At 61.9% G+C, this 20106-nt stretch carries 17 protein-coding genes; 11 read left to right on the top strand and 6 right to left on the bottom strand.

All coding sequences use genetic code 11. From position 1 onward, the window contains the following. Window positions 1–57 precede the first annotated feature (57 nt). Complete coding sequence (locus tag BWP39_RS13475) at window positions 58–1029, bottom strand: LysR family transcriptional regulator (protein ID WP_096720895.1); 972 nt, start codon at window positions 1027–1029, stop codon at window positions 58–60. Between the two features lie 720 nt (window positions 1030–1749). On the opposite strand from BWP39_RS13475, the gene BWP39_RS13470 reads away from it, so the two are divergent. Beyond that, window positions 1750–2976: a pyridoxal-phosphate-dependent aminotransferase family protein gene (locus tag BWP39_RS13470; protein WP_096720893.1), complete on the top strand. Its 1227-nt coding sequence runs from the start codon at window positions 1750–1752 to the stop codon at window positions 2974–2976. Here the strand turns inward: BWP39_RS13470 and BWP39_RS13465 are convergent. Beyond that, the gene (locus BWP39_RS13465; RefSeq protein WP_096722552.1) at window positions 2965–3288 is read right to left on the bottom strand and encodes a DUF4148 domain-containing protein; all 324 of its coding nucleotides are present in this window, start codon (window positions 3286–3288) and stop codon (window positions 2965–2967) included. The two genes, BWP39_RS13470 and BWP39_RS13465, sit on opposite strands and share 12 nt — an antisense overlap. 308 nt (window positions 3289–3596) lie before the next feature. On the opposite strand from BWP39_RS13465, the gene BWP39_RS31485 reads away from it, so the two are divergent. The 5 genes from BWP39_RS31485 to BWP39_RS13440 all read left to right on the top strand — a co-directional run bounded on the left by BWP39_RS31485 (window position 3597) and on the right by BWP39_RS13440 (window position 8244). Beyond that, window positions 3597–3803 (top strand): hypothetical protein, encoded by a 207-nt coding sequence (locus tag BWP39_RS31485; protein ID WP_133116870.1) that lies wholly within the window; start codon window positions 3597–3599, stop codon window positions 3801–3803. Window positions 3804–4071: 268 nt separating this feature from the next. Continuing rightward, window positions 4072–4749: a response regulator transcription factor gene (locus tag BWP39_RS13455; RefSeq protein WP_096722550.1), complete on the top strand. Its 678-nt coding sequence runs from the start codon at window positions 4072–4074 to the stop codon at window positions 4747–4749. 10 nt (window positions 4750–4759) lie between these two features. After that, window positions 4760–6163, top strand: coding sequence for a sensor histidine kinase (locus tag BWP39_RS13450; protein WP_207556800.1), 1404 nt, complete (start codon window positions 4760–4762; stop codon window positions 6161–6163). 38 nt (window positions 6164–6201) lie between these two features. Further along, entirely contained in the window at window positions 6202–6894 is a 693-nt protein-coding gene (locus tag BWP39_RS13445; RefSeq protein ID WP_096720889.1) for a winged helix-turn-helix transcriptional regulator, read from the top strand. 252 nt (window positions 6895–7146) lie between these two features. Next, window positions 7147–8244: a porin gene (locus tag BWP39_RS13440; RefSeq protein ID WP_096720887.1), complete on the top strand. Its 1098-nt coding sequence runs from the start codon at window positions 7147–7149 to the stop codon at window positions 8242–8244. A gap of 280 nt (window positions 8245–8524) precedes the next feature. On the opposite strand, the gene BWP39_RS13430 is transcribed toward BWP39_RS13440, so the two are convergent. Next, on the bottom strand, window positions 8525–8800 hold the full coding sequence (locus BWP39_RS13430; RefSeq protein ID WP_096720883.1) for a DUF4148 domain-containing protein: 276 nt from the start codon (window positions 8798–8800) through the stop codon (window positions 8525–8527). 354 nt (window positions 8801–9154) lie between these two features. On the opposite strand from BWP39_RS13430, the gene BWP39_RS13425 reads away from it, so the two are divergent. The 5 genes from BWP39_RS13425 to BWP39_RS13405 all read left to right on the top strand — a co-directional run bounded on the left by BWP39_RS13425 (window position 9155) and on the right by BWP39_RS13405 (window position 17521). Next, the gene (locus tag BWP39_RS13425) at window positions 9155–10339 is read left to right on the top strand and encodes a porin (protein ID WP_096720881.1); all 1185 of its coding nucleotides are present in this window, start codon (window positions 9155–9157) and stop codon (window positions 10337–10339) included. Between the two features lie 334 nt (window positions 10340–10673). Beyond that, complete coding sequence (locus BWP39_RS13420) at window positions 10674–13835, top strand: efflux RND transporter permease subunit (RefSeq protein WP_096720879.1); 3162 nt, start codon at window positions 10674–10676, stop codon at window positions 13833–13835. Continuing rightward, window positions 13832–15112, top strand: a complete 1281-nt coding sequence (locus BWP39_RS13415; RefSeq protein WP_207556798.1) for an efflux RND transporter periplasmic adaptor subunit — start codon at window positions 13832–13834, stop codon at window positions 15110–15112. Before BWP39_RS13420 ends, BWP39_RS13415 begins: the two co-directional genes overlap by 4 nt. Continuing rightward, window positions 15109–16626 (top strand): efflux transporter outer membrane subunit, encoded by a 1518-nt coding sequence (locus tag BWP39_RS13410; RefSeq protein ID WP_096720875.1) that lies wholly within the window; start codon window positions 15109–15111, stop codon window positions 16624–16626. Before BWP39_RS13415 ends, BWP39_RS13410 begins: the two co-directional genes overlap by 4 nt. A gap of 22 nt (window positions 16627–16648) precedes the next feature. Further along, window positions 16649–17521 carry a universal stress protein gene (locus tag BWP39_RS13405; RefSeq protein ID WP_096720873.1) on the top strand — a complete coding sequence of 291 codons (873 nt, stop codon included), beginning with the start codon at window positions 16649–16651 and terminating at the stop codon, window positions 17519–17521. Window positions 17522–17652: 131 nt separating this feature from the next. On the opposite strand, the gene BWP39_RS13400 is transcribed toward BWP39_RS13405, so the two are convergent. The 3 genes from BWP39_RS13400 to BWP39_RS13390 form a co-directional block, all read right to left on the bottom strand. After that, entirely contained in the window at window positions 17653–18327 is a 675-nt protein-coding gene (locus BWP39_RS13400) for a response regulator transcription factor (RefSeq protein WP_096720871.1), read from the bottom strand. 26 nt (window positions 18328–18353) lie between these two features. After that, window positions 18354–19277, bottom strand: a complete 924-nt coding sequence (locus tag BWP39_RS13395; protein ID WP_096720869.1) for a LysR family transcriptional regulator — start codon at window positions 19275–19277, stop codon at window positions 18354–18356. A gap of 367 nt (window positions 19278–19644) precedes the next feature. Continuing rightward, window positions 19645–20019 carry a hypothetical protein gene (locus tag BWP39_RS13390; RefSeq protein ID WP_096720867.1) on the bottom strand — a complete coding sequence of 125 codons (375 nt, stop codon included), beginning with the start codon at window positions 20017–20019 and terminating at the stop codon, window positions 19645–19647. Window positions 20020–20106: the final 87 nt, after the last annotated feature.

Below are 20106 nucleotides of genomic sequence, written 5' to 3'. Positions count from 1 at the left end.
CGTGCCGCATGTGCGGCATGTGCTGTTAGCGATCCCACTAGTCGTGCAGGCGCATCGTTAAGCGTGCGGTGCGACGCGCCACGCGTTCGCCTGATGCGGCATGCGCTCGATCAACGTCGGGAGCGGCGCTACGTCGCGACTGAAGTACTCGATGGTGTGGTCGATGAACGACTGGGTTTTTGCCGCGAGGAATCGACGCCCCGGATAGACGATCGAGAGATTCGCTTCGGGATCGTCAACGGTGTAATCGCTCATGATGCGCGTCAGCGTACCCGCCGCAAAGTCGCTTGCGACGAGCTGCGCCGGCAGGATCGCGATGCCCATCCCCGAGAGCGCGGCGAGCCGGACCATCAGCGTGCTGTTGACCGTGTAGACCTGGTGCAGCGTAACGGGTAGCGGGCGTCCGTCCGGCCCGGCAAAGTGCCACGTCGGGCTGCGTTGCCCCGGCGGCAGCCCGACGCACGCATGCTGCGCGAGTTCCAGCGGCGAGCGCGGTTCGCCGCGTTCGGCGAGATAGCCCGGCGCGGCGCAGGGCACCAGCGCGTTGGTGCCGATGGGCTGTTCGATCAGATCCTTGCCCGAGATCGAGAACGCCGTGACGATACCGACGTCGTAGCCGTCTTCAAGCAGATCGACCGGGCGATCGGCGAGCGTGAGCCGCAGCCGGACCTGCGGATGCGTGCGCCGGTAGCCGTCGAGTAGCGGTGTGAGCGCAGCCGGCGACAGCGTGCCGGACACGACGACGCGCAGCGTGCCGCCGGGTTCGCGCTCGGTATGGGCGACCGTGCCTTCCAGATGATCGAGTTCTTCGAGCAGCCCGCGGCAGCCTTCCAGGTAGCGCACGCCGGCTTCGGTCAACGACAGGTTGCGCGTCGTGCGATTGATGAGACGGGTACACAGATGCGCTTCGAGCATCGCGATCGAACGCGTGACGAGCGCATTCGACACATCGAGTTGCTGCGCAGCGCGGCGAAAGCTCTCGGTTTCGGCCACTCTGACGAAAACACGCATGGCGTGAATCTGGTTCATGAAATTTCGCCTCGTAGATGGGTATCACGTCCGCGCGAAGTTAAACCGTGCGGCAGCATGTCAGCCGATGTCGAGAAGCATTCAGTCAGACAACTGCGATTCCGGATTAAAATAATATTGGCAGTCGTCTGGAATTTCAATATTTATTGAAAAAAGACTGTGCCGTTTTACCCGGTATAAAGACGGTCGAGGTCGCGCGGAATTGAATCTACCGATCTGGCATAAATACCAGTGCAATTAATGGAGTGCCGGTGTGGATCGCCGCACGCCCGCCGATTCAATCAACGGACGCAGCGCTCGTCGCTATCGATCGTGCGGGAAGCCGCATGGTGCCTTGCGATGCTGCTGCCGCGCCCGGTTCGCCGCGAGGCCCCGCTTATTTGTGTGCGATAAATCCGGTTTGAATGACGTCGGGCAAATCCCGCTGAACCTCTACCTACGCAATCCGCTTAAAAAACTCCATAGCAGGATTGCATCTTTCATTATTTCCACCGCTCCGGGTAAATCGCTTTGGCAGCCGGTACACATTTATCCCCACGGCATCGGGTTTTGTCACAATGGCGAACGCGGAATGCCAGATTCCGTGCAGGAAAGACGAAAATGCATTGCACATTTCAAGTTGGCGAGCGGCTGGTAGTTTGCCAAAGGTCAAAGGCAGACTTGCGCTATTCTCTGAATTCCCTGAATTTTCCGACCTTGTCGATTTCATCCGTACTGACCATGCCCATCACTTCGTCTTTCTCCGTGCCGTGCCCGGACGTCGAGTCGCTCGACGCAATCCTTCCCGAAGAACCGCTGCTGATGATGGGCGCCGGCCCCGTGCCGATCCCCGCCGCCGTTGCGAAGGCGAACACGATCGTCATCAATCACCTGGGCGGCACGATGGCGAAGGTGGTCGGGCAGGTGAAGACGATGGCGCGCTACGTGTTCCAGACGAATTCGAAGTGGGTGCTCGGCGTGGCCGGTCCCGGTTCCGCAGCGATGGAAATGGCGATCTCCAATCTGGCGTGGAACGGTACGCGCGTCTTGAGCATCAAGAACGGTTTTTTCAGCGAACGGATGGCGGAAATGGGTCGCCGCGTCGGTGCCGACGTCTCGATGCTCGACGTCGAGGATCGCGCGGTGGCGAGCCTCGAAGCAGTCGAGGCCGCGCTGCGCCGCGTGCGTCCCGAGATCGTGACGATCGTGCAGGGCGAGACATCGAACACGGTGTGGAATCACCATCTGAAAGACATCGCCGCGCTGGCGAAGGCGGCAGGTGCGCTCGTTATCGTCGATGCCGTGTGCACACTCAGCACGATTCCGCTCGAGATGGACGTGTGGGGCATCGATGCGGTGATTACCGGCGGTCAGAAGGGCTTGTCGTCGATCCCGGGCGTGTCGCTGGTCGCGTTTTCGGAAGCGGCCTGGGAGCGCGTCAAGCATCGCGAGCAACCGAACGCGCACTGGTGCCTCGATGCCTCGCTGGCCGAAAATTTCTGGCACAACGCGGGCTATCACTACACGGCGCCGGTGTCGGGCGTGCTTGCGCTGCATGAAGCGCTACGTCTGGTTTGCGCAGAGACGCTCGAGAAGCGTTTTGCGCGTCACCAGAAGTGCTCGGTGGCGCTGCAGGAAGGGATCACCGCACTCGGTCTCACGCTCTATACGCCGCAGGCTTGCCGGCTCAATTCGGTGGTCGGCATCGAGGCGCCGCAGGGACTGAGCCCCGGCGATATCTGCGGTCATATTTCGCGGCAGCATCAGGTGGAAATATCCGGCTCGTTCGGCTTGCCGATCGTGCGGATCGGTCAGATGGGCGAGCAGTGCCGCGAACACAATCTGTTCAGGACACTGCACGCGCTTGGTCGCACGATGGTGGATCTCGGTGTCGCAGTGGATCTGCCGGCCGGTGTGGCGGCGCTCGAGAAGTCGCTCTCGGGCGGTGGGCGCGGTTCACTCCGCTGAGCCCTGCGGCGCCGACTGCGCCGTCGAAAGCGGTGCGACGGCGCCACAATCCTCGTGGTATTTAACCTGCAGCTTTTGTTCGGCCTGCTGGATGTCGTTGGGATAGTTATCGTCGTCCCCGGCCGACGGGTCATAACCGACCGATTCGAGTTCGGCCAGTTCGTTCATCAGTTGCGCGTGGGTGGCCGGCGCACTCAAAGGCTTGAACGGGTAGTCGTTGCATTGCTGCGGCGTGAGCCGCGACGATGCGAAGGCGGAGGCGCTCACGAGCATCAACAGCGTGCAGGCGGCCGTGCGGCAGGTCAGTTTCATGATTTCCCTCTCGATGGTGTGAACGGCGGGGCGATGCGCCGCGCCGGTCACCGGTTTCTCTGCGTTCGCAAACGTGCGGCGCACAACCGGTTGAGGGGAAGCATAGGCAGGCGTATCTATCGGAACGGCCGACCGCGGATGAAGATTGTTTTATCGAACCGGGCGCGTAGATCGATGGCCGAATCTTCATGTTGCCGCCACCGAACAGTCAGGTAGTCAGGCGTATCGTTATCAGTGGGCGGAACACGCGTGCCTGCTACGCGCATCGTGTGAATCCGCCGGCGATGCACCGGAACGCGGGGGCTACGATGAAACGACTGACAGGATGGTTGCTATTAGTGGCACTGTTCGGCACACCGCTCGCGGCGCTGGCGAAAGTGCAGGGCACGGGCGGCGCGCTTGCCGATACGACGCTCGAACAGGCCCGGATCGAGCGAGCCCATCGCGCGGACAACGACGCGCGCTACCTACGCCGGCACGGCAACGAGCGTGCTGGTGGCGCGGCAGCGCCATAAGGCCGGCGGGATCGATGACCGATCCCGGACTGACTCCTGGCCCCTGGCCACTCTCCGCAGCAAACTTAAATATTTTTTCATGAAGCCGATGCGCGGCCGTTAGGGCTGTGCGCGTAGCCTGCAAGCTCGTTTCCCCGCCCTGCGACAGGCCTGACCGCCTGTCGCGCACTGTGCCCGCAGGCCGAATATGGCATCATGTCTATCCCCTGACAACCTGTCGCACCCGTCAGCTGCGCCAGCTAAAATCGCTGCGGCGTGTGGAATGATCATGTCAAGAGTACTGACGATCGAAGACGATGAAATCACCGCGAATGAAATTGTCGGGCAACTGAAAAACCGCGGCTTCACTGTCGACTGGGCTGCGAACGGCCGTGACGGCATGGTTCGCGCGATCAGCGACGAGTACGACGTGATCACGCTCGACCGGATGTTGCCGGGCGTCGACGGTCTGACCATTCTCACTACTATGCGCAGCATCGGCGTGCAGACGCCGGTGCTGATGTTGAGTGCGCTCGGCGACGTCGACGAACGCGTGCGCGGCCTGCGCGCCGGCGGCGACGACTATCTGACCAAGCCATTCGATCCCGACGAGCTCACTGCACGCCTCGAAGTCCTGCTGCGTCGCAGCCAGATGCCCACCGCGCAATCGGCCATGACGTTGAGTGTCGGTCCGCTCGAACTCGACCTGATTTCGCGCAAGGTGCAATACAACGGCGAGGAAATCGCGCTGCTGCCCACCGAATACCGGGTGCTCGAATTCATGATGCGGCACGCGGGGCAAACCATCACGCGCACGATGCTGTTCGAAGCGGTCTGGGGTTATCACTTCGATCCGGGCACTAACCTGATCGACGTGCATATGGGCCGCCTGCGCAAAAAAATCAATCTTCCCGACGCGAAGCCGATGATTCAGACCGTGCGCGGTTCGGGATACATCCTCGCGTGAGCCGCCTACCTTGACGGACACTTCCTTGCCGGCGCAATCCGCCCTCGAGCATCGTTGGCATTCGACGACCTTTCGCCTGATCACGGTCTACGCCGTGATCTTTTCGCTCTCGGTGATGTTGCTGCTTGGCTTCATCGGCTGGGCGGTTACCGGCGACATGGAGCGCGAAACCGATGTGCCGATGGACTGGCAACTCATCTACCTCGACTCGATGCCGCACGAGCAACTCGCCGACGCGATTCATCGGCGGCTCGAGCATGAGCGGATGCACACCAACTTCTACGGGCTGTTCTCCGCGGATGGCCAGCATATCGCCGGCGACATTCTGAAATTGCCGCCGGAGCTGGCGGTGCACCGACGCGGCAGGACGCTCGAACATACGCTCGTGATCGAAGGCGATCAGCATGCGCCGGTCGTACGCGCGATGGCCGAGCGGATGAAGAGCGGCGACACGCTCGTGGTGGCGCGCGACCTCACGCACATTCTGAATATTCGCGAAACCATCATCAATGCACTGGTCGGCGGCGGGATCTTCTGTCTTGCCGCGGGCATCGCCGGTGGTCTCGGTTTGAGCGTGCGGCAGATGCGCCGGCTGAAGGCGATTCGCCGCGTCACGCAGCGGATCGCCCAGGGCGACCTCGGGCAGCGTCTGCCGATTGGCGGGCGCGACGAAATCGACATGCTGTCGCATCTCGTGAACCACATGCTCGCCGAAGTCGAGCGCCTGATGAACGAGGTGAAGAGCGTCTGCGACGGCATCGCACACGATCTGCGCACGCCGCTTGCGCATGTGCGTACGCTGCTCGCACATATCGCGGAGCACACCGACAAGCTCGACGACGCGGCGTTGCTGGGGCTCGTCGATCGCGCTCGCGGCGAAACCGATGGACTGCTCAACCGTTTCCGCGCGATGCTGCGCATCTCCGAGATCGGCACGCTGCAGCGGCGCGGCGGTTTTGGCGAAGTGCAGCTCGAAACGCTGGTGCGCGAAGTCGGCGAACTGTACGAACCGCTCGCCGAGAGCCGCACCATCGAACTGCTCGTGCAGGTGTCTCCTGTCGCGCCGATCCACGGCGATCATGCGCTGTTGTTCGAGGCGCTCAGCAATCTCATCGACAACGCGCTCAAGTTCACCGAGCCGGGCAGCGGAACGGTGCGCGTTGTGCTCGCGCAGACACCGCTCGGGCCGCAGGTGGAGATCATCGACAACGGTCCAGGCATCGCAGCAAACGAACGCGATGCTGTGCTGCAGCGTTTCTATCGCGGCGAGAGCACACGGCATATCGCCGGTTCCGGGCTCGGATTGAGCATCGTGTCGGCGATCGTGCATGTGCACGATTTCACGCTGCGGATTGGTAGTGCCGATCCGGGTACGCGGGTCACGATCGAATGCTGGATGAAAACGCTCGAATGACTGGCCTAACTCTCTTTCACGTTCCGATGGCTCGCTGAATGCGCATTCTGTTCGTTTCCGCACCCCATCCCGAATCCGCATGGCTCTTCAAGGCGCTGCAGGAAAGCGCGCATAGCCTGCAGCGCGCGGACGATCTGCGAGACGGTGCGTTTCTCGCAGCGCAAGAACCGTTCGACACGATCGTCATGATGTCGCTCGATCCCGCATCGTACGCGGCGCTGCTCGACATGCTGCCGCAGTTCGCGGCCGCGGCGGCCGGAGCCGCGATCGTCGTCGTGCTCGGTGTGGCAGGCGCGCAGCAGCGAGCCCAGGCACTGCGTGCCGGCGCCGACGCGTGTTTTGCTCAACCGTACTCGTTTATCGAAATGCACGAGCGCATGCAGGCGTTGCAGCGCACGGCAGGTGTCAATGCTGGCACTGTGTCCGGGCCGCCCGCTCCGGGTACGCTCGCGCTCGACGCGCTCACGCGCGAGCTGACCGACGGCACGCACCGGTTGATCGTCACGCGGCGCGAGTATCTGCTACTCGAATGCCTGATGCGTCAGGTCAACGCGCCGGTACCACGCGATCAGTTGATCCGCTACGCGTGGCCCGAGAAAGACGACGTCGATCCATCGAGTGTCAACCTGGTGGTCTCGCGGCTGCGTCGTAAACTCGTGAACGAGTTACCGGACGTATTGATCGAAACCGTCAGCCGTTACGGCTATCAGATCACGACCCGGCCGCGCTGAACGCTAGCGGCGCACCTTCCTCGCGCAAGTTTTCCCACTTCTCTTCTCACACCGCACGACTCCAGCGACGCATGCGTCTGCGCGAACGTCAACGCTGCGCTATGCATTTCCCCACATAAAAACTGAAAGACTGACTTCCAGGTTCACAACATTGTGAAGTCGATATATTGGCAGCGCAGATCCGGATGACAAGCAGTTCATCAGATTGATCCGGCATCCTCAATTATTAAACTGGAGGTGGTTTCGATGAAAATGAAGTGCATCGTGGGAGCACTTGTCTGCGCCGGCGCGTTCAGCACCGCGCATGCGCAAAGCAGCGTGACGCTATACGGCATTCTGGATACCGGTATCGATTTTGCGAGCAACGTGAACGGTTCGCACCTGTGGCAGATGGCGAGCGGCGTGAGCGCCGGCAGTCGCTGGGGCGTGCGCGGCCATGAAGACCTTGGCGGTGGGCTGTCTGCGGTGTTCGACCTCGAGAGCGGGTTCAATTCGACGAATGGCAGCCTCGGTAGCGGGCTCGCGTTTTCGCGTAATGCGTACGTCGGGCTTGCCAGCACGACGAGCGGTACCGTGACGTTCGGGCGCCAGTGGGACCCGGTCGTCGATCTGCTGGAACCGTATTCGCTCAACAGCACGTACGGTGGATGGTATTTCTCGCATCCGAACGACATGGATAACCTCGACAACGGCTTTGCGATCAGCAACGCGGTGAAGTACACGAGCCCGACCATCGGTGGGTTTACCGGCGAGGCGCTGTATTCGTTTGGTGGCCAGGCCGGGCAGTTCTCGAACGATTCTGCGTATAGCGCTGCCGGTTCCTATACGAATGGGCCGTTCTCGATCGGCGTCGGTTACCTGCGTGTGAACGATCCGGAAGAGGCGGTGCAGAGCTACCAGAACAGCCCCGGCTTTACCAACGCGGTGTACGGCACGTATCTGCAGAACGCGCGTAGCCAGAACATCTTCGTGGCGGGTGCGTCGTACACGTTCGGTTCGTTCAAGGCGATGGGCAACTTCTCCGATGTCGACTTCCAGCAGGGCGATGCGGGCCAGGACGTGAAGTTCCAGAACTATGAAATCGCCGGCACGTATGCGGCGACCAGCCAGTTGAATCTCGCGGCGGGTTTCACGTATACCGATGGCCGCGATCATGCGACCGGGCAGGAACCGAAGTATGAGCAGCTCAACCTGAGCGTCGAGTACGAACTGTCGAAGCGCACCGCGGTCTATGCGCTCGCCGCACTGCAACGGGCGACTGGTGGAGCGGTTGCGCAGATCGCTGGTTTCGATCCGTCGTCGGATGGCAAGCAGGTGGTCGGCCGCATCGGGATGCGACATAGCTTCTAAAGGATCGACGCCACCGGCGTCGAGCGTTAGAGCTGCAAAGCAAAAAGAGCACATTACCCGTTAGCGGGTAATGTGCTCTCTCTATTTGCGCTCCTACGATCCGAAATACGGTGTACAGAAATCCGGCGGCCCGACGCATTCGTTGGAGCTATGCGTCGTGCCTGTTGCACAGCCGGACAGCAGCAGCCCGACTGCGCACGCGGCGATGGCGTAGCGGACCGACTGTCCGATCGCGCTGCGCAACGTCGTGTGCCGGGCGGTTTTCTCCTGCGATGCCACTTCAGTGCGAGTACAGCGTCGAGTTCAGATACGCGAGCTGGCCGTCTTTCTCTGCCTGCACGAGTTCCTGATAAACCTGCGCGCGCGTCTTGCCGACGATAGGCTGGCCGTAAGGCGGCACCCACTGGCCCGCTTGTGCGGCGGCCTGCGTGTTGTCCGATGCAACCTGAGTAGCGGCGGCAGCCGGTTGCTGGGTGACGGGAGCGCTCGTCTGTGCGAATGCGGACGTGGCACTGGCAGCACCGACAAGGGCGATAGCGATCATCAACGATTTCATAATAGGGATCCTCATATAGTCAGGGTAACTAACCTAGCCGGCAAGCTGTCAGGCTTTCGTAGACCGGTTGATTAAGAGAATAGTCGTCGGGGTATAGCGGATCGATGGTGCGCGGATGAAAAGAAATTTATCTATTTCATCGCGCGGAAGGTCCCGTATTCAGGACCTTAAACGAGACGTGTCAGAAGATTAAAAACCGTTTCATCAAACGGCCTGTTTCGATCATGGGTACGTCACCGGGCGCGCATACATTGCGGCTACCTGCGCGACGCGCGGGATGACTGCGCATCGGCATCGGCGATGGGGATGACGAGCGGTGCGCGGCTCAATCGCTTCTCTCACCCGGAAACGCATATGAACAAGGTATTGGCAATCACACTCTTCGCGCTCGTGGGGACCGTCAGCACAGCCGCTAACGCACAAAGCAGCGTGACGTTGTACGGCACGCTCGACACCGGCATCGACTACATCAGCAACCAGAAGGCAGCGGGCGGCTCGGGGCACAGCAACTGGATGATGGAAAGCGGCAACGTCAGCACCGACCGCTGGGGTCTGCGCGGTCAGGAGGACCTGGGCGGTGGGTTGAGCGCAATCTTCGATCTCGAGAACGGCTTCAACATCGACAACGGCAAGCTCGGCAACGGTGGCGATCTGTTCGGCCGGCAGGCGTGGGTCGGTCTGTCGAGCAACCAGTGGGGCACGCTGACCATGGGCCGTCAATACGACTTCCTCGTCGACTTTGTCGCGCCGCTGTCGGCGACCGGCTCGGGCTTCGGCGGCAACATCGCCGATCATCCGTTCGACAACGACAACCTGAACAACGACTTCCGCATGAACAATGCGGTGAAGTTTCATAGCGCGACCTACAACGGGTTTTCAGTGGGCGGTGCCTATGCGTTCAGCAATGCCGCAGGTGGTTTCGCCGACAACAATGCGTACAGCTTCGGCGCGAAGTGGTCGGGCGGTCCCGTCGATCTCGCGCTGGCGTACTTTCAGGGCAACCAGCCGGGCGGTGTGAACGCGCCCGACAACACGGGCGGCGCACTGAGCAGCAGCGACAACGATGCGGTGATGACCGGTGTACGCCAACGCATTCTCGGTGCGGCAGGGCGCTATGTGTTCGGTCCCGCGACGGTCGGCCTCGTGTTCACGCGCACGACACTCGACGATCCGCATCAACTGGCGCAGGGCGGCTCGTACGCGACGATCAACGGCGACTATCTGACGTTCAACAACTACGAGTTGAACGCGCGCTATGCGGTAACGCCCGCGTTCAACGTGGGCGGCTCGTATACGTTTACCGATGGTCATCTCGGCGGTGGCAGCGGCGGCAGCATTTCGCCGAAGTGGAATCAGTTCATGCTGCAGGCGGACTACGCGCTGTCGCGTCGCACCGATGTCTATCTGGAAGGGGTCTATCAGCGCGTGACCGGCGCGGACGGTGTCGCTGTACTGGGTAATGCGTCGATCTACTCGCTCGCGTCGGCATCCGGTAATCATCAAGCGGTGATCACGGTGGGTATGCGGCACAAGTTCTGAGCGTAACGGGGCACAAGAAGAAACATGCGCCGTGAGAACCGACCCTGCAGAATGGGACGGTTATTGAAGTTGAAGTGATCGAGGCCTGAGTCCCGTACACATGGGACTCAGGCCTTTCAGTTTGCGTTAGACGCGTCCATGACGCGCTTCTTTGACTACACCGCCCCCAAGGTCCGCACAGGACCGCAAGGCTTAAAAGTTGTTTCATGTTTCTGGTGATCGACTGTTAGTGCGGGCTCTGCAGAATGCCGCCATGGATCACGATGCAGATTTTCCCTGGACATGTTTGTCCCGCTCGCCCAGCCGGGTTTCCGTATTTCCTTGACGGCACCACATGAATGCAATCGTTCAGGTCGCGCTTCGCCGGCCGTTGACCTTCGTCGTAATGAGCATCCTGATCGTGCTGTTCGGCGGCATGGCGGTGTTCAAGACTCCGACTGACATCTTTCCAGCCATCCGTATACCGGTCGTCGCGGTTGTCTGGACCTATAACGGTCTGTCGCCGCAGGATATGTCGGGTCGCGTGATCTACTACTACGAACGCTCGCTCACGTCGACGGTGGCCAACATCGAGCACATCGAGAGCCAGTCGCTTTACGGTCGCGGCATCGTCAAGGTATTTCTGCAACCGGGTACCAATGTCGCCGAAGCTCAGGCGCAGATCACTGCCGCATCGCAGACCGTCCTGAAGCAGATGCCGGCGGGTATCACACCGCCGCAGATCATGTCGTACAACGCATCGTCGGTACCGGTGCTGAACCTTCAGGTGTCGGCCCACGGCATGACGGCGGCGCAGGTCTACGACATGGCGTCGAACCTGATCCGCCCGCAACTCGTCGCGGTGCCCGGCGCGGCGATTCCGACACCTTATGGCGGTGCTTCGCTGAACGTCGAGATCGATCTCGATCAGGCGAAGCTGCTTGCGCACGGCCTGTCGGCGACCGATGTGGCTCATGCGCTCAGCTCACAGAACGTCGTGCTCCCGGCCGGCGACCAGAAGATCGGCGCACTCGATTTCATGGTCGAGACCAACGCGAGTCCGGTGGAGGTCGCCACCTTCAACAACCTGCCGATCAAGACGGTCGACGGTGCGACCGTCTATCTGCGCGATGTCGCCTACGTCCACCGCGGTTCTCCGCCGCAGATCAATGCCGTGCTCGTCAAGGGCAAGCAGGCCGTGCTGATCCAGGTGCTGAAGAGCGGCGATGCATCGACGCTCGCGGTGGTCGACGGCATCAAGAAGGCGCTGCCGGGCATCATCCGCACGCTGCCACCCGGTGTGAAGATCACCACGCTGAACGACGCATCCGGCTTCGTACGCGATTCCGTTCGCGAAGTCGTGCAGGAGATGGTCACCGCCGCGATCCTGACCGGGCTCACCGTGCTGCTGTTCCTCGGCAGCTGGCGCTCGACACTGATCGTCGCGACATCGATACCGCTCGCCATCCTGTGCTCGATCCTGGCGCTATCGTGGCTCGGACAGACCATCAACGTCATGACGCTGGGGGGACTAGCGCTCGCGGTGGGCATTCTGGTCGACGATGCGACCGTGATGATCGAGAACATCGATTCGCATCTGGAATCCGGCGCGGAACTCGAGCCTGGCATCATCGAGGCAGCCAACCAGATCGTCGTGCCGACGTTCGTCGCGACGCTGTGTATCTGCATCGTGTGGCTACCGTTGTTCCAGCTCTCGGGTGTGGCGGGCTATCTGTTCCTGCCGCTCGCCGAAGCAATCATTTTCGCCATGATCGCTTCGTTCATCCTGTCGCGTACGCTCGTTCCGACGATGGCGGCGTACCTGCTGCGCAGCCAGGTCGAACAGCACAAGCGCGGCCACGCCGGTATTCCAGGACCGTTCACGCGTTTCCAGCGAGGCTTCGAGCAGCGCTTCAACCGCTTCCGCCACGGCTACAGGGAGGTGCTGACCGGAGTCGTTGCGCATCGCGGTCGCTTCATCGCCGTGTTCCTCGCCATCGCGGTGTGTTCGCTCGGTCTGATCGGCTTTCTCGGGCGAGACTTCTTCCCGTCCATCAAGTCCGGCGAGATCGACATGCACATGCGTGCGCCGGTCGGCACGCGGCTCGAGGAAGCGTCGAGGCTTGCGGTGCTCGTCAATGCGGAAATCCGCGAGATCCTGCCAGGCCAGGTGACGAACGTGCTCGACAATTGCGGCTTGCCTTCGAGCGGCATCAACGAAGCCTACAGTTCGACTGGCACGATCGGACCGCAAGACTGCGACATCACGATCAGCCTGAAGAGCGAACGCTCGCCGGTGGACGACTATCGCTTCAAGTTGCGCCGTCAGCTACCCGCTCTTTTTCCGGGTACGACCTTCACGTTTCTGCCGGGCGACATCACGGCGAAAATCCTGAACTTCGGTCTACCCGCACCGATTGACGTGCAGGTAGCGGGACGCGGTCAGGCAGAAAATTACGCGTTCGCGCAGAAACTCGCCGCGCGCATCCGGCGCATTCCCGGCGCCGCCGACGTGCATATCCAGCAGGCCTTCAACGAACCGACGCTCAAGATCGACGCATCACGCTCGTTTGCGTCGGGGATCGGTCTCACCGAAGCCGACATCGCCAACAACGCGCTTGCCACGCTGTCGGGCAGCGGGCAGACCGCACCGACCTACTGGCTCGATACGTCGAGCGGCGTGTCGCACCTCGTGAACATGCAGACACCGCAAGATCAGCTCACGTCGATGAACGATCTGGAGACCATCCCGATCGATAAAGGAAATGGCGATCCGGGCGGCGACGGCGTGCAACTGCTCGGTGCGCTCAGCCGCATCACGCAAACCGGCACGCCGTTGCTCGCATCGCACTACAGCATCCTGCCGGCCATCGACATCTTCGTGAGCAATCAGCGCCGGGATCTGGGTGCCGTACACGATGCGGTCCAGAAGGTCGTCGACGAGATGAAGGATCAGGTTCCGCACGGTGCCAGCGTGCATCTGCGCGGTCAGGCGCAGACCATGAGCAGCGCCTATGCGCAATTGCTCACAGGGCTCGCGCTGTCGGTCCTGCTGGTGTACCTGGTGATCGTCGTCAACTTCCAGTCATGGCTCGACCCGTTCATCATCATTACGGCGTTGCCCGGTGCGCTCGCCGGCATCGTCTGGAGTCTGTTCCTCACGCACACCACACTGTCGGTGCCCGCACTGACGGGCGCCATCATGTGCATGGGGACGGCGACCGCCAATTCGATTCTCGTCGTGTCGTTTGCACGGGATCATCTGGCCCAGTACGGCGACCCCATCGCCGCCGCGATCGAAGCCGGGTACGCACGCATCCGGCCCGTGCTGATGACCGCGCTCGCGATGATCATCGGCATGCTGCCCATGTCCTTTAGCAACACCCAGAACGCACCGCTTGGACGCGCCGTGATCGGCGGCTTGCTGGTCGCGACATTCGCCACCCTGCTGTTCGTGCCCTGCGTCTTTGCATTCATGCATCGCGACCACAGGGCAAACCGGGATTTGCACGTATGACGACTCTTCGAGAAACACCTGTTACGCGATATCCGAAAGCACGGATGCTTGGGATCGCCACGGCCATCGGTCTCGCCGCGCTCGTTGCGCTAGGGATCGTGCAGCGACACGCGAACGTCGTTGAATTGCAGGACGTCGCCAGCGAAAGCTCGGTTCCCCCCGTGCAGGTGATCCTGCCGATGCCTGGCCCACCGACGCGCTCGATGACGCTACCAGGCAACATCCGCGCATGGTATTCGGCACCGATCTATGCGCAGGTGTCCGGCTACGTGAAGAAGTGGTACAGGGATTACGGCGCGGAGGTGAAGGCCGGTGAGCTGCTGGCCACCATCGATGCGCCGACCGTCGACGAGCAGTACGAAGGTGCGCAGGCGGATCTCGATGTCGCGCGCACCAACTACAATCTCGCCGACGTCACCGCGAAGCGCTGGACTGCGCTTGAGGGAACGCAAGCAGTCTCCCAGCAGGAAGTCGACGTGCAGGTGGCCAATGCGGCGGCACAGAAGGCGAAGGTGCGCGCGGCGCAACATCAGGTTGCGCGCTTCAAGGTACTGGAGGGCTTCAAGAACATCGTCGCGCCGTTCGACGGCATCGTGACGTCGCGCAATACCGACCAGGGTAACTATGTGAACGCGGCGGGGGGCGACGTCGGTGCGCGCGGTGCCGCCGATGAACTGTTCAGCGTGTCGGATATTCACGAGATGCGCGTGTTCGTGTCGGTGCCGCAGGATTATTCGCAGATTCTGAAACCTGGCCTGACCGCGACGTTGTCGCTGCCCCAGTATCCGGGCCGCACATTCCAGGCGACCTTCGATACCACCGCAAATGCGTTCAATCCGCAAACCCGAACGGCGGTGACGGAACTGCTGGTGCCGAATCCGGACCATCTGATCTGGCCGGGCACCTATGCGGATGTGCACTTCGTGATTCCGTCGGATCCACACATCCTGATCGTCCCTGAACAGGCGCTGCTGTTCCGCGCCCAGGGCATGCAGGTTGCACTCGTCGGGCCGGACGGCAAGGTTCATCTGCAGAACGTCAAGCTCGGGCTCAATCTCGGTCAGACCGTGCAGGTGATCAGCGGTCTGAAACCGACGGACCGTCTCATCGTCAATCCGTCGGCGGGGATACTCGAGGGGGAGAAAGTGCGTGTCGTGCCAGGCTCGCCGGGCGTCGCGCTGTCCTCTCAACAGCTCACGCCGCCGCCGCTTCCCGCCAACTTGAGCGATGAGCAGCGCGCGAAGATGGAAGCCGCACACGACGATCCGAACAAATGATGCATCGACTCTCACGTATCCGATACTTCATCGGACTGGCACTCGTCGTGGCGCTGTCGGGTTGCGACCTGGCGCCGGTTTATCACGCACCGAAGATGCTGCTGCCCGCGGACTATCGCGGCGCCGGCCCGTTTGTCGAGGCGGCGCCGCAGGACCAGATTCCGCGCGGCCCCTGGTGGCAGATGTTTGCGGATTCCGAACTCGATCGGCTCGAGCGCGAACTTGAGGCGGCCAATCCTGATCTGAAAGCCGCACAGGAAACCTACACGCAGGCGCGCGACGTGGTCGCCGAAGCCCGATCCGGGCTGTTCCCGCAGATCAATGCAGACGCGTTCACCAGTGAGAACAAGGAGTCGCTGCACACGCTGTTTCACACGGGGACGGGGCCGCTGCAGCAGCCTTCAAACGGGTACGGCGCATCGCTATCCTGGGAGCCCGATTTCTGGGGCGAAGTGGGCAATAGCGAGAAACGCGCAGCGCAGTATGCGCAAGGCCAGGCGGCGCTCGTGGCGTCCGCGCGGCTGAGCCTCGAAATGGAACTCGCGAACGACTATATGGCGGCACACGGGCTCGATACCGAGCACGCGGCCTATGTGCGCGCTATCGATCTGTATCGCAACGCCGTACGGATTACCCAGATGCGTTACGCGGGCAAGATTTCGTCCGGCCTCGACGTCGCCCGTGCCGAAAACCAGCTGTCGGCTGCGCAGGCGCAGGACACCGACGTACAGGCGCAGCGCGCGGTACTCGAACATGCGATCGCGGTCCTGGCAGGCCAGAATCCGACCACGTTCAGGCTACCGGTTCGCACCGACTCCCACATCAAGCTGCCCGACATCCCCGCCGGCGTACCGTCGGAGTTGCTGCAGCGCCGTCCCGACATCGCCGGAGCGGAGCGTGCGATGGCCGGAGCCAATTCGGCGATTGGCATTGCGCGGGCCGCGTTCTATCCGAACATTCGCATCAACGCGATGGCCGGCTTCGAGGATACCGGCGGCGCGCTCGCCGCGCTGCCCAACGCGCTGTGGGCGGTCGGAGCATCGGCCATGCTGCCGCTGTTCGAGGGTGGTCTGAGAAAGGCCGAGCTACAGGCGAGCTGGTCGCAGTTTGCGCAAACCGGCGATGAATACAAGGCTGTCGTACTCGCCGGGTTCCAGCAGGTCGAGGACGATCTGGTACTCACCAGCAAGCTGTCGACCGAAGCCGACCAGCAGGAGGCCGCGCTACAGGCTGCGCTCAAGGTGCAGAAAATATCGATGAGCCTCTATACCGACGGTCTGGACAATTATCTGAATGTCACGGTGGCCCAGATCGCGGCGCTGACTGCGCAGATTTCCGAAGTCCAGGTGGAAACACGCCGCCTGCAGACGGCAGTCGCACTGATCGGCGCACTCGGCGGCGGCTGGAGCGCGGCCGATCTACCCACCCGCGATCAGACCATTCCGTTCAGCCCCATCGGTCTGCGCTCACCGCGCGACAACGCAGCCGGAATTTCAACGAAGCAGCCGACGTAGCGACTGGAACGGAAAACGAAACATGGCACTCAGGGACATTCTCGTGCACGTCGACGCGAGCGATGCGGGCCAGAGAAGGCTGCGCCTCGCAGCCGATCTGGCGCACCGGCACGCCGCGCGACTCACTGCGCTGTTCGTGCGCGAATACAGCATCGAGCAGCAGCACCGGCTGCGTGCGGCCGAACTCGGGCTCGCCTCGGGGCAACGCACCGATGCGTTGACACGCGACATCGTCGGCGAACTGGACGGCAACGCGGACCTGTTACGTGCGTTGCTCTCGCGTTTGCAGCAGGACCTCGCCATCGATGTCGCGTGGCGTAGTGTCGACGGGATGGCGAGCAAGGTCGTGCCACAGCAATCGCGTTACGCGGATCTGACCGTGATCGGTCACAACCCTTTCGACAACGCGGCACTCCCCGACGACTATTCGTTTGCTGAAACGATGCTCTTCACGACGGGGCGCCCGCTAGTCATCGTTCCGGCTCAAGAACTGGCCGCAGCGGTACCCGATACGCTCGGGCGCAGTATCGCGATCGCGTGGAACGGTAGTCGCACATCGGCGCGCGCGCTGTCCGATGCATTGCCGCTCGTGCAGCTGGCAGCGAGCACGACCGTCTTCGTGGCCGAACCGAGCCGCCTCGCGCATCCCGATCGGGTCGACCCGGCGTCGATTCTCGATCATGTTGGGCGACATACCGCGCATGTCGAGTATCGGCCGCTGCAAGTATCAAACGGCGCACTCGGCGATCTGTTGCAGGACGCGGCGCTCGAAGTGGGCGCGGACCTGCTCGTCTGCGGCGCGCATGGCCGGCCCCGCCTGTGGGAAAAGATGCTGGGCCGCGTCACGCATGATCTGCTGACGCGTATACGCATGCCACTGCTCGTTTCCTGCTGACGCCTGTCGCGGTCCTCGCGTTGTGCAAGCCAGCGTGCGCCATTCAGGCAACATCGGTCCTGCCCTGGCCTGCTGCGCGCGGCATCGGAACGTGAACATTCCGGAAGCCGCCGGGAGAGGCGATGCCCGGATCAACCAAACAGGTAACCCGAGCCGCGTATCGTGCGGATCATCGGCCGTTCGCCAGGCACATCGACCTTCTTGCGCAGACGCCCCACATGCACATCGATCAGGTTCGTACCCGGATCGAAGCGGCAACCCCATACCGCCTCGAAGATCATCGTTCGGGTCAGCACCTGGCCCGCATGACGCATCATGAATTCGAGCACACGGAACTCGGTCGGTTGCAAGTCGAGTTCGCGTTCGCGATACGTGACCCGGCGACGCACGAGATCGAGTTCGAGCGAATCCTTGCGCAGCACGGTTTCGGTTTTCGTGCCGCGTGGGCGGCGCCGCAGCAGCACTTCGACGCGCGCGAACATCTCCTCGGGTGAGAACGGCTTGGTCAGGTAATCGTCGCCGCCCGCGCGCAGCCCCTTGATGCGTTGATCGACATCGGACATCGCGCTCATCACCAGCACCGGTGTTTCCATCCCGACGCCGCGCATCGTCGCGACGATCGTCAGGCCGTCGAGATCCGGCAACATGCGGTCGAGCGTCACGACGTCGTAGCTGCCGCCCATCACCTTGGCCATGCCTTCGCGGCCGGTACGCGCGAGATCGACGGAGAAACCGCCTGCGGTGAGTGTGCGCACGATGTCGTGCGCGATCAGTTCATCGTCTTCGATCGTGAGAATTTTCGGCATCGATAGCGCCTGTTCGTTGCGCGCGGTCAGGCTACGGCACGTAGCGTCACCGCCTTGTCCGGCGAGCGATACCGGTTGACCACGAAATCGATGAAGCTGCGTACCTTCATCGACAGATAGTTGCGGCCCGAGTAGAGGATCGACACCTGATGCGCACCGCCGTTGACCGCGAACGGTTCGAGCACCGGCACGAGGGCGCCGTGTGCGAGATCGTCGACGATCAGCGGTCGCGGCAGCAGCGCGATGCCCATGTGATTGAGTGCGGCGGCGCGTGCGGTGGCGTGACTCGTGGTGGTCAGTGCGTTGCCGGCGCTGACGCGCTGAATGCCGTCGACACCCGAGAATTCCCACGTGCGCGACAGGCCATCCGAGATCGCGAGCAGATCGTGCCGCGCCAGTGCGGACGGATCGCGCGGCGTGCCGCAGCGCATGAGATAGGCGGGCGATGCGACGACGACGTCGTCGACGGTTGCGAGCGTGCGACTGACTAGCGTCGAACTTGCCAGGCGCCGGTCGTCGGAGAAGCAGACATCGAAGCCGCCTTCGATCATGTCGACATGCGTGTCGAACGTCGTCACGTCGAAGTTAACGCGTGGATGCAGCGTGCGATAGGACGCAAGCAGGATGCCGAGACTGGTTGTCGAGAACGTCATCGTGCTGGCGATGCGCAGTGTGCCGCACGGGTCGCGCGTGGTCTGCACGAGATTCGATTCAACCTCGTCGAGCTTCTCGACGATCGCGCGGCAGCCGTCGAGATACTCCTTGCCCATGTCGGTGAGCGACAGGCTGCGCGTCGTGCGATTGAGCAGACGCACATTCAGATGAGCTTCGAGCGTGCCGATGCTGCGCGTCACCGCGGCCGCCGACATACCCAGCTGTCGCGCCGCGAGATTGAAGCTGGCGAGATCGACTACGCGGATGAAGGCACGCATTGCCTGGAGTTGGTTCATGTTTCGTTTTCGCGCGAGTGAGGGCAACGCGTGCATGATCGGCGATGGCGTGTAAAACAAAGTCGCTACGCGAATTAAGCCTTTTTTAACTTGCTGCTATGTTCATGAAGATTGCAAAGGAGAGCTTTCATTTGACGATTCGCAAGCCTTCATCGTAAGAATGAAAGAGAGTGAGTGATGGGGTATGCGACGGACATGCGCGGCGATTCGCAGCCTTGAAAGACGGTGGCGAACGATGCGTGTTGAAGCGGGGGAGCAAGCACGGAGACGCGCATGCGAATGCACGCGCGTGAGAGAGAAAATGGATCGCGCATTGCGATGAATGCGTGTGCCGCCCGTGTGTTGCGCGGCGACGCGATTGCCCTGGCTAGTTGGGCAGGCTATGCGTTTCCGCGAGCGTGTCGAGATGCTTTGCTAACGCATCGTGGAGTTTCTCGAGGCTGTGCGTCGGGAGTGCAAAGCCCGCCCAGCCTAGCCCGGAATGACGCAGGAACACCACTGCGCCGTCATACATCGGATGCATCTCGGAGTGCCAGCACGGGTCCATCTCGATCACATATTGATGCGAACGCGAAGGCTCTTTAGGCAGCTCAGGTTTCATCGAGGCACGTATCAGACTGAGATGCTCGATGACCGCATCGACGTCGCTCGCTTCGAGCAACACGGAAGCCTGCTCGATGGCAATGCGAACCGTGCTCGTGCCGTACTGGTTGATTACTTCGATGCTCATGGGGCGCGTCATTGTTCGACTCCTCGTGCCTGTCCCGATGTGGAAATTATGGAGTGGGGACGTGGGGCGGAGTCTGAAATAGCGCGATCGTTGGATTAA

The sequence above is a fragment of the Paraburkholderia acidicola genome, assembly GCF_002362315.1.
GTDB lineage: Bacteria > Pseudomonadota > Gammaproteobacteria > Burkholderiales > Burkholderiaceae > Paraburkholderia > Paraburkholderia acidicola.
Note: the sequence above shows the minus strand (reverse complement) of the source record. Positions and strands in the feature narration are given on the sequence as shown.

Excerpts from the sequence above, each read along its gene's own strand:
- BWP39_RS13470 (WP_096720893.1), top strand. The coding sequence starts at position 1,750 with ATGCCCATCACTTCGTCTTTCTCCGTGCCGTGCCCGGACGTCGAGTCG.
- BWP39_RS13390 (WP_096720867.1), bottom strand. The coding sequence starts at position 20,019 with ATGACGCGCCCCATGAGCATCGAAGTAATCAACCAGTACGGCACGAGC.
- BWP39_RS13415 (WP_207556798.1), top strand. The coding sequence starts at position 13,832 with ATGACGACTCTTCGAGAAACACCTGTTACGCGATATCCGAAAGCACGG.
- BWP39_RS13430 (WP_096720883.1), bottom strand. The coding sequence starts at position 8,800 with ATGAAATCGTTGATGATCGCTATCGCCCTTGTCGGTGCTGCCAGTGCC.
- BWP39_RS13410 (WP_096720875.1), top strand. The coding sequence starts at position 15,109 with ATGATGCATCGACTCTCACGTATCCGATACTTCATCGGACTGGCACTC.
- BWP39_RS31485 (WP_133116870.1), top strand. The coding sequence starts at position 3,597 with ATGAAACGACTGACAGGATGGTTGCTATTAGTGGCACTGTTCGGCACA.
- BWP39_RS13440 (WP_096720887.1), top strand. The coding sequence starts at position 7,147 with ATGAAGTGCATCGTGGGAGCACTTGTCTGCGCCGGCGCGTTCAGCACC.
- BWP39_RS13425 (WP_096720881.1), top strand. The coding sequence starts at position 9,155 with ATGAACAAGGTATTGGCAATCACACTCTTCGCGCTCGTGGGGACCGTC.
- BWP39_RS13405 (WP_096720873.1), top strand. The coding sequence starts at position 16,649 with ATGGCACTCAGGGACATTCTCGTGCACGTCGACGCGAGCGATGCGGGC.
- BWP39_RS13395 (WP_096720869.1), bottom strand. The coding sequence starts at position 19,277 with ATGAACCAACTCCAGGCAATGCGTGCCTTCATCCGCGTAGTCGATCTC.
- BWP39_RS13455 (WP_096722550.1), top strand. The coding sequence starts at position 4,072 with ATGTCAAGAGTACTGACGATCGAAGACGATGAAATCACCGCGAATGAA.
- BWP39_RS13420 (WP_096720879.1), top strand. The coding sequence starts at position 10,674 with ATGAATGCAATCGTTCAGGTCGCGCTTCGCCGGCCGTTGACCTTCGTC.
- BWP39_RS13465 (WP_096722552.1), bottom strand. The coding sequence starts at position 3,288 with ATGAAACTGACCTGCCGCACGGCCGCCTGCACGCTGTTGATGCTCGTG.
- BWP39_RS13475 (WP_096720895.1), bottom strand. The coding sequence starts at position 1,029 with ATGAACCAGATTCACGCCATGCGTGTTTTCGTCAGAGTGGCCGAAACC.
- BWP39_RS13445 (WP_096720889.1), top strand. The coding sequence starts at position 6,202 with ATGCGCATTCTGTTCGTTTCCGCACCCCATCCCGAATCCGCATGGCTC.
- BWP39_RS13400 (WP_096720871.1), bottom strand. The coding sequence starts at position 18,327 with ATGCCGAAAATTCTCACGATCGAAGACGATGAACTGATCGCGCACGAC.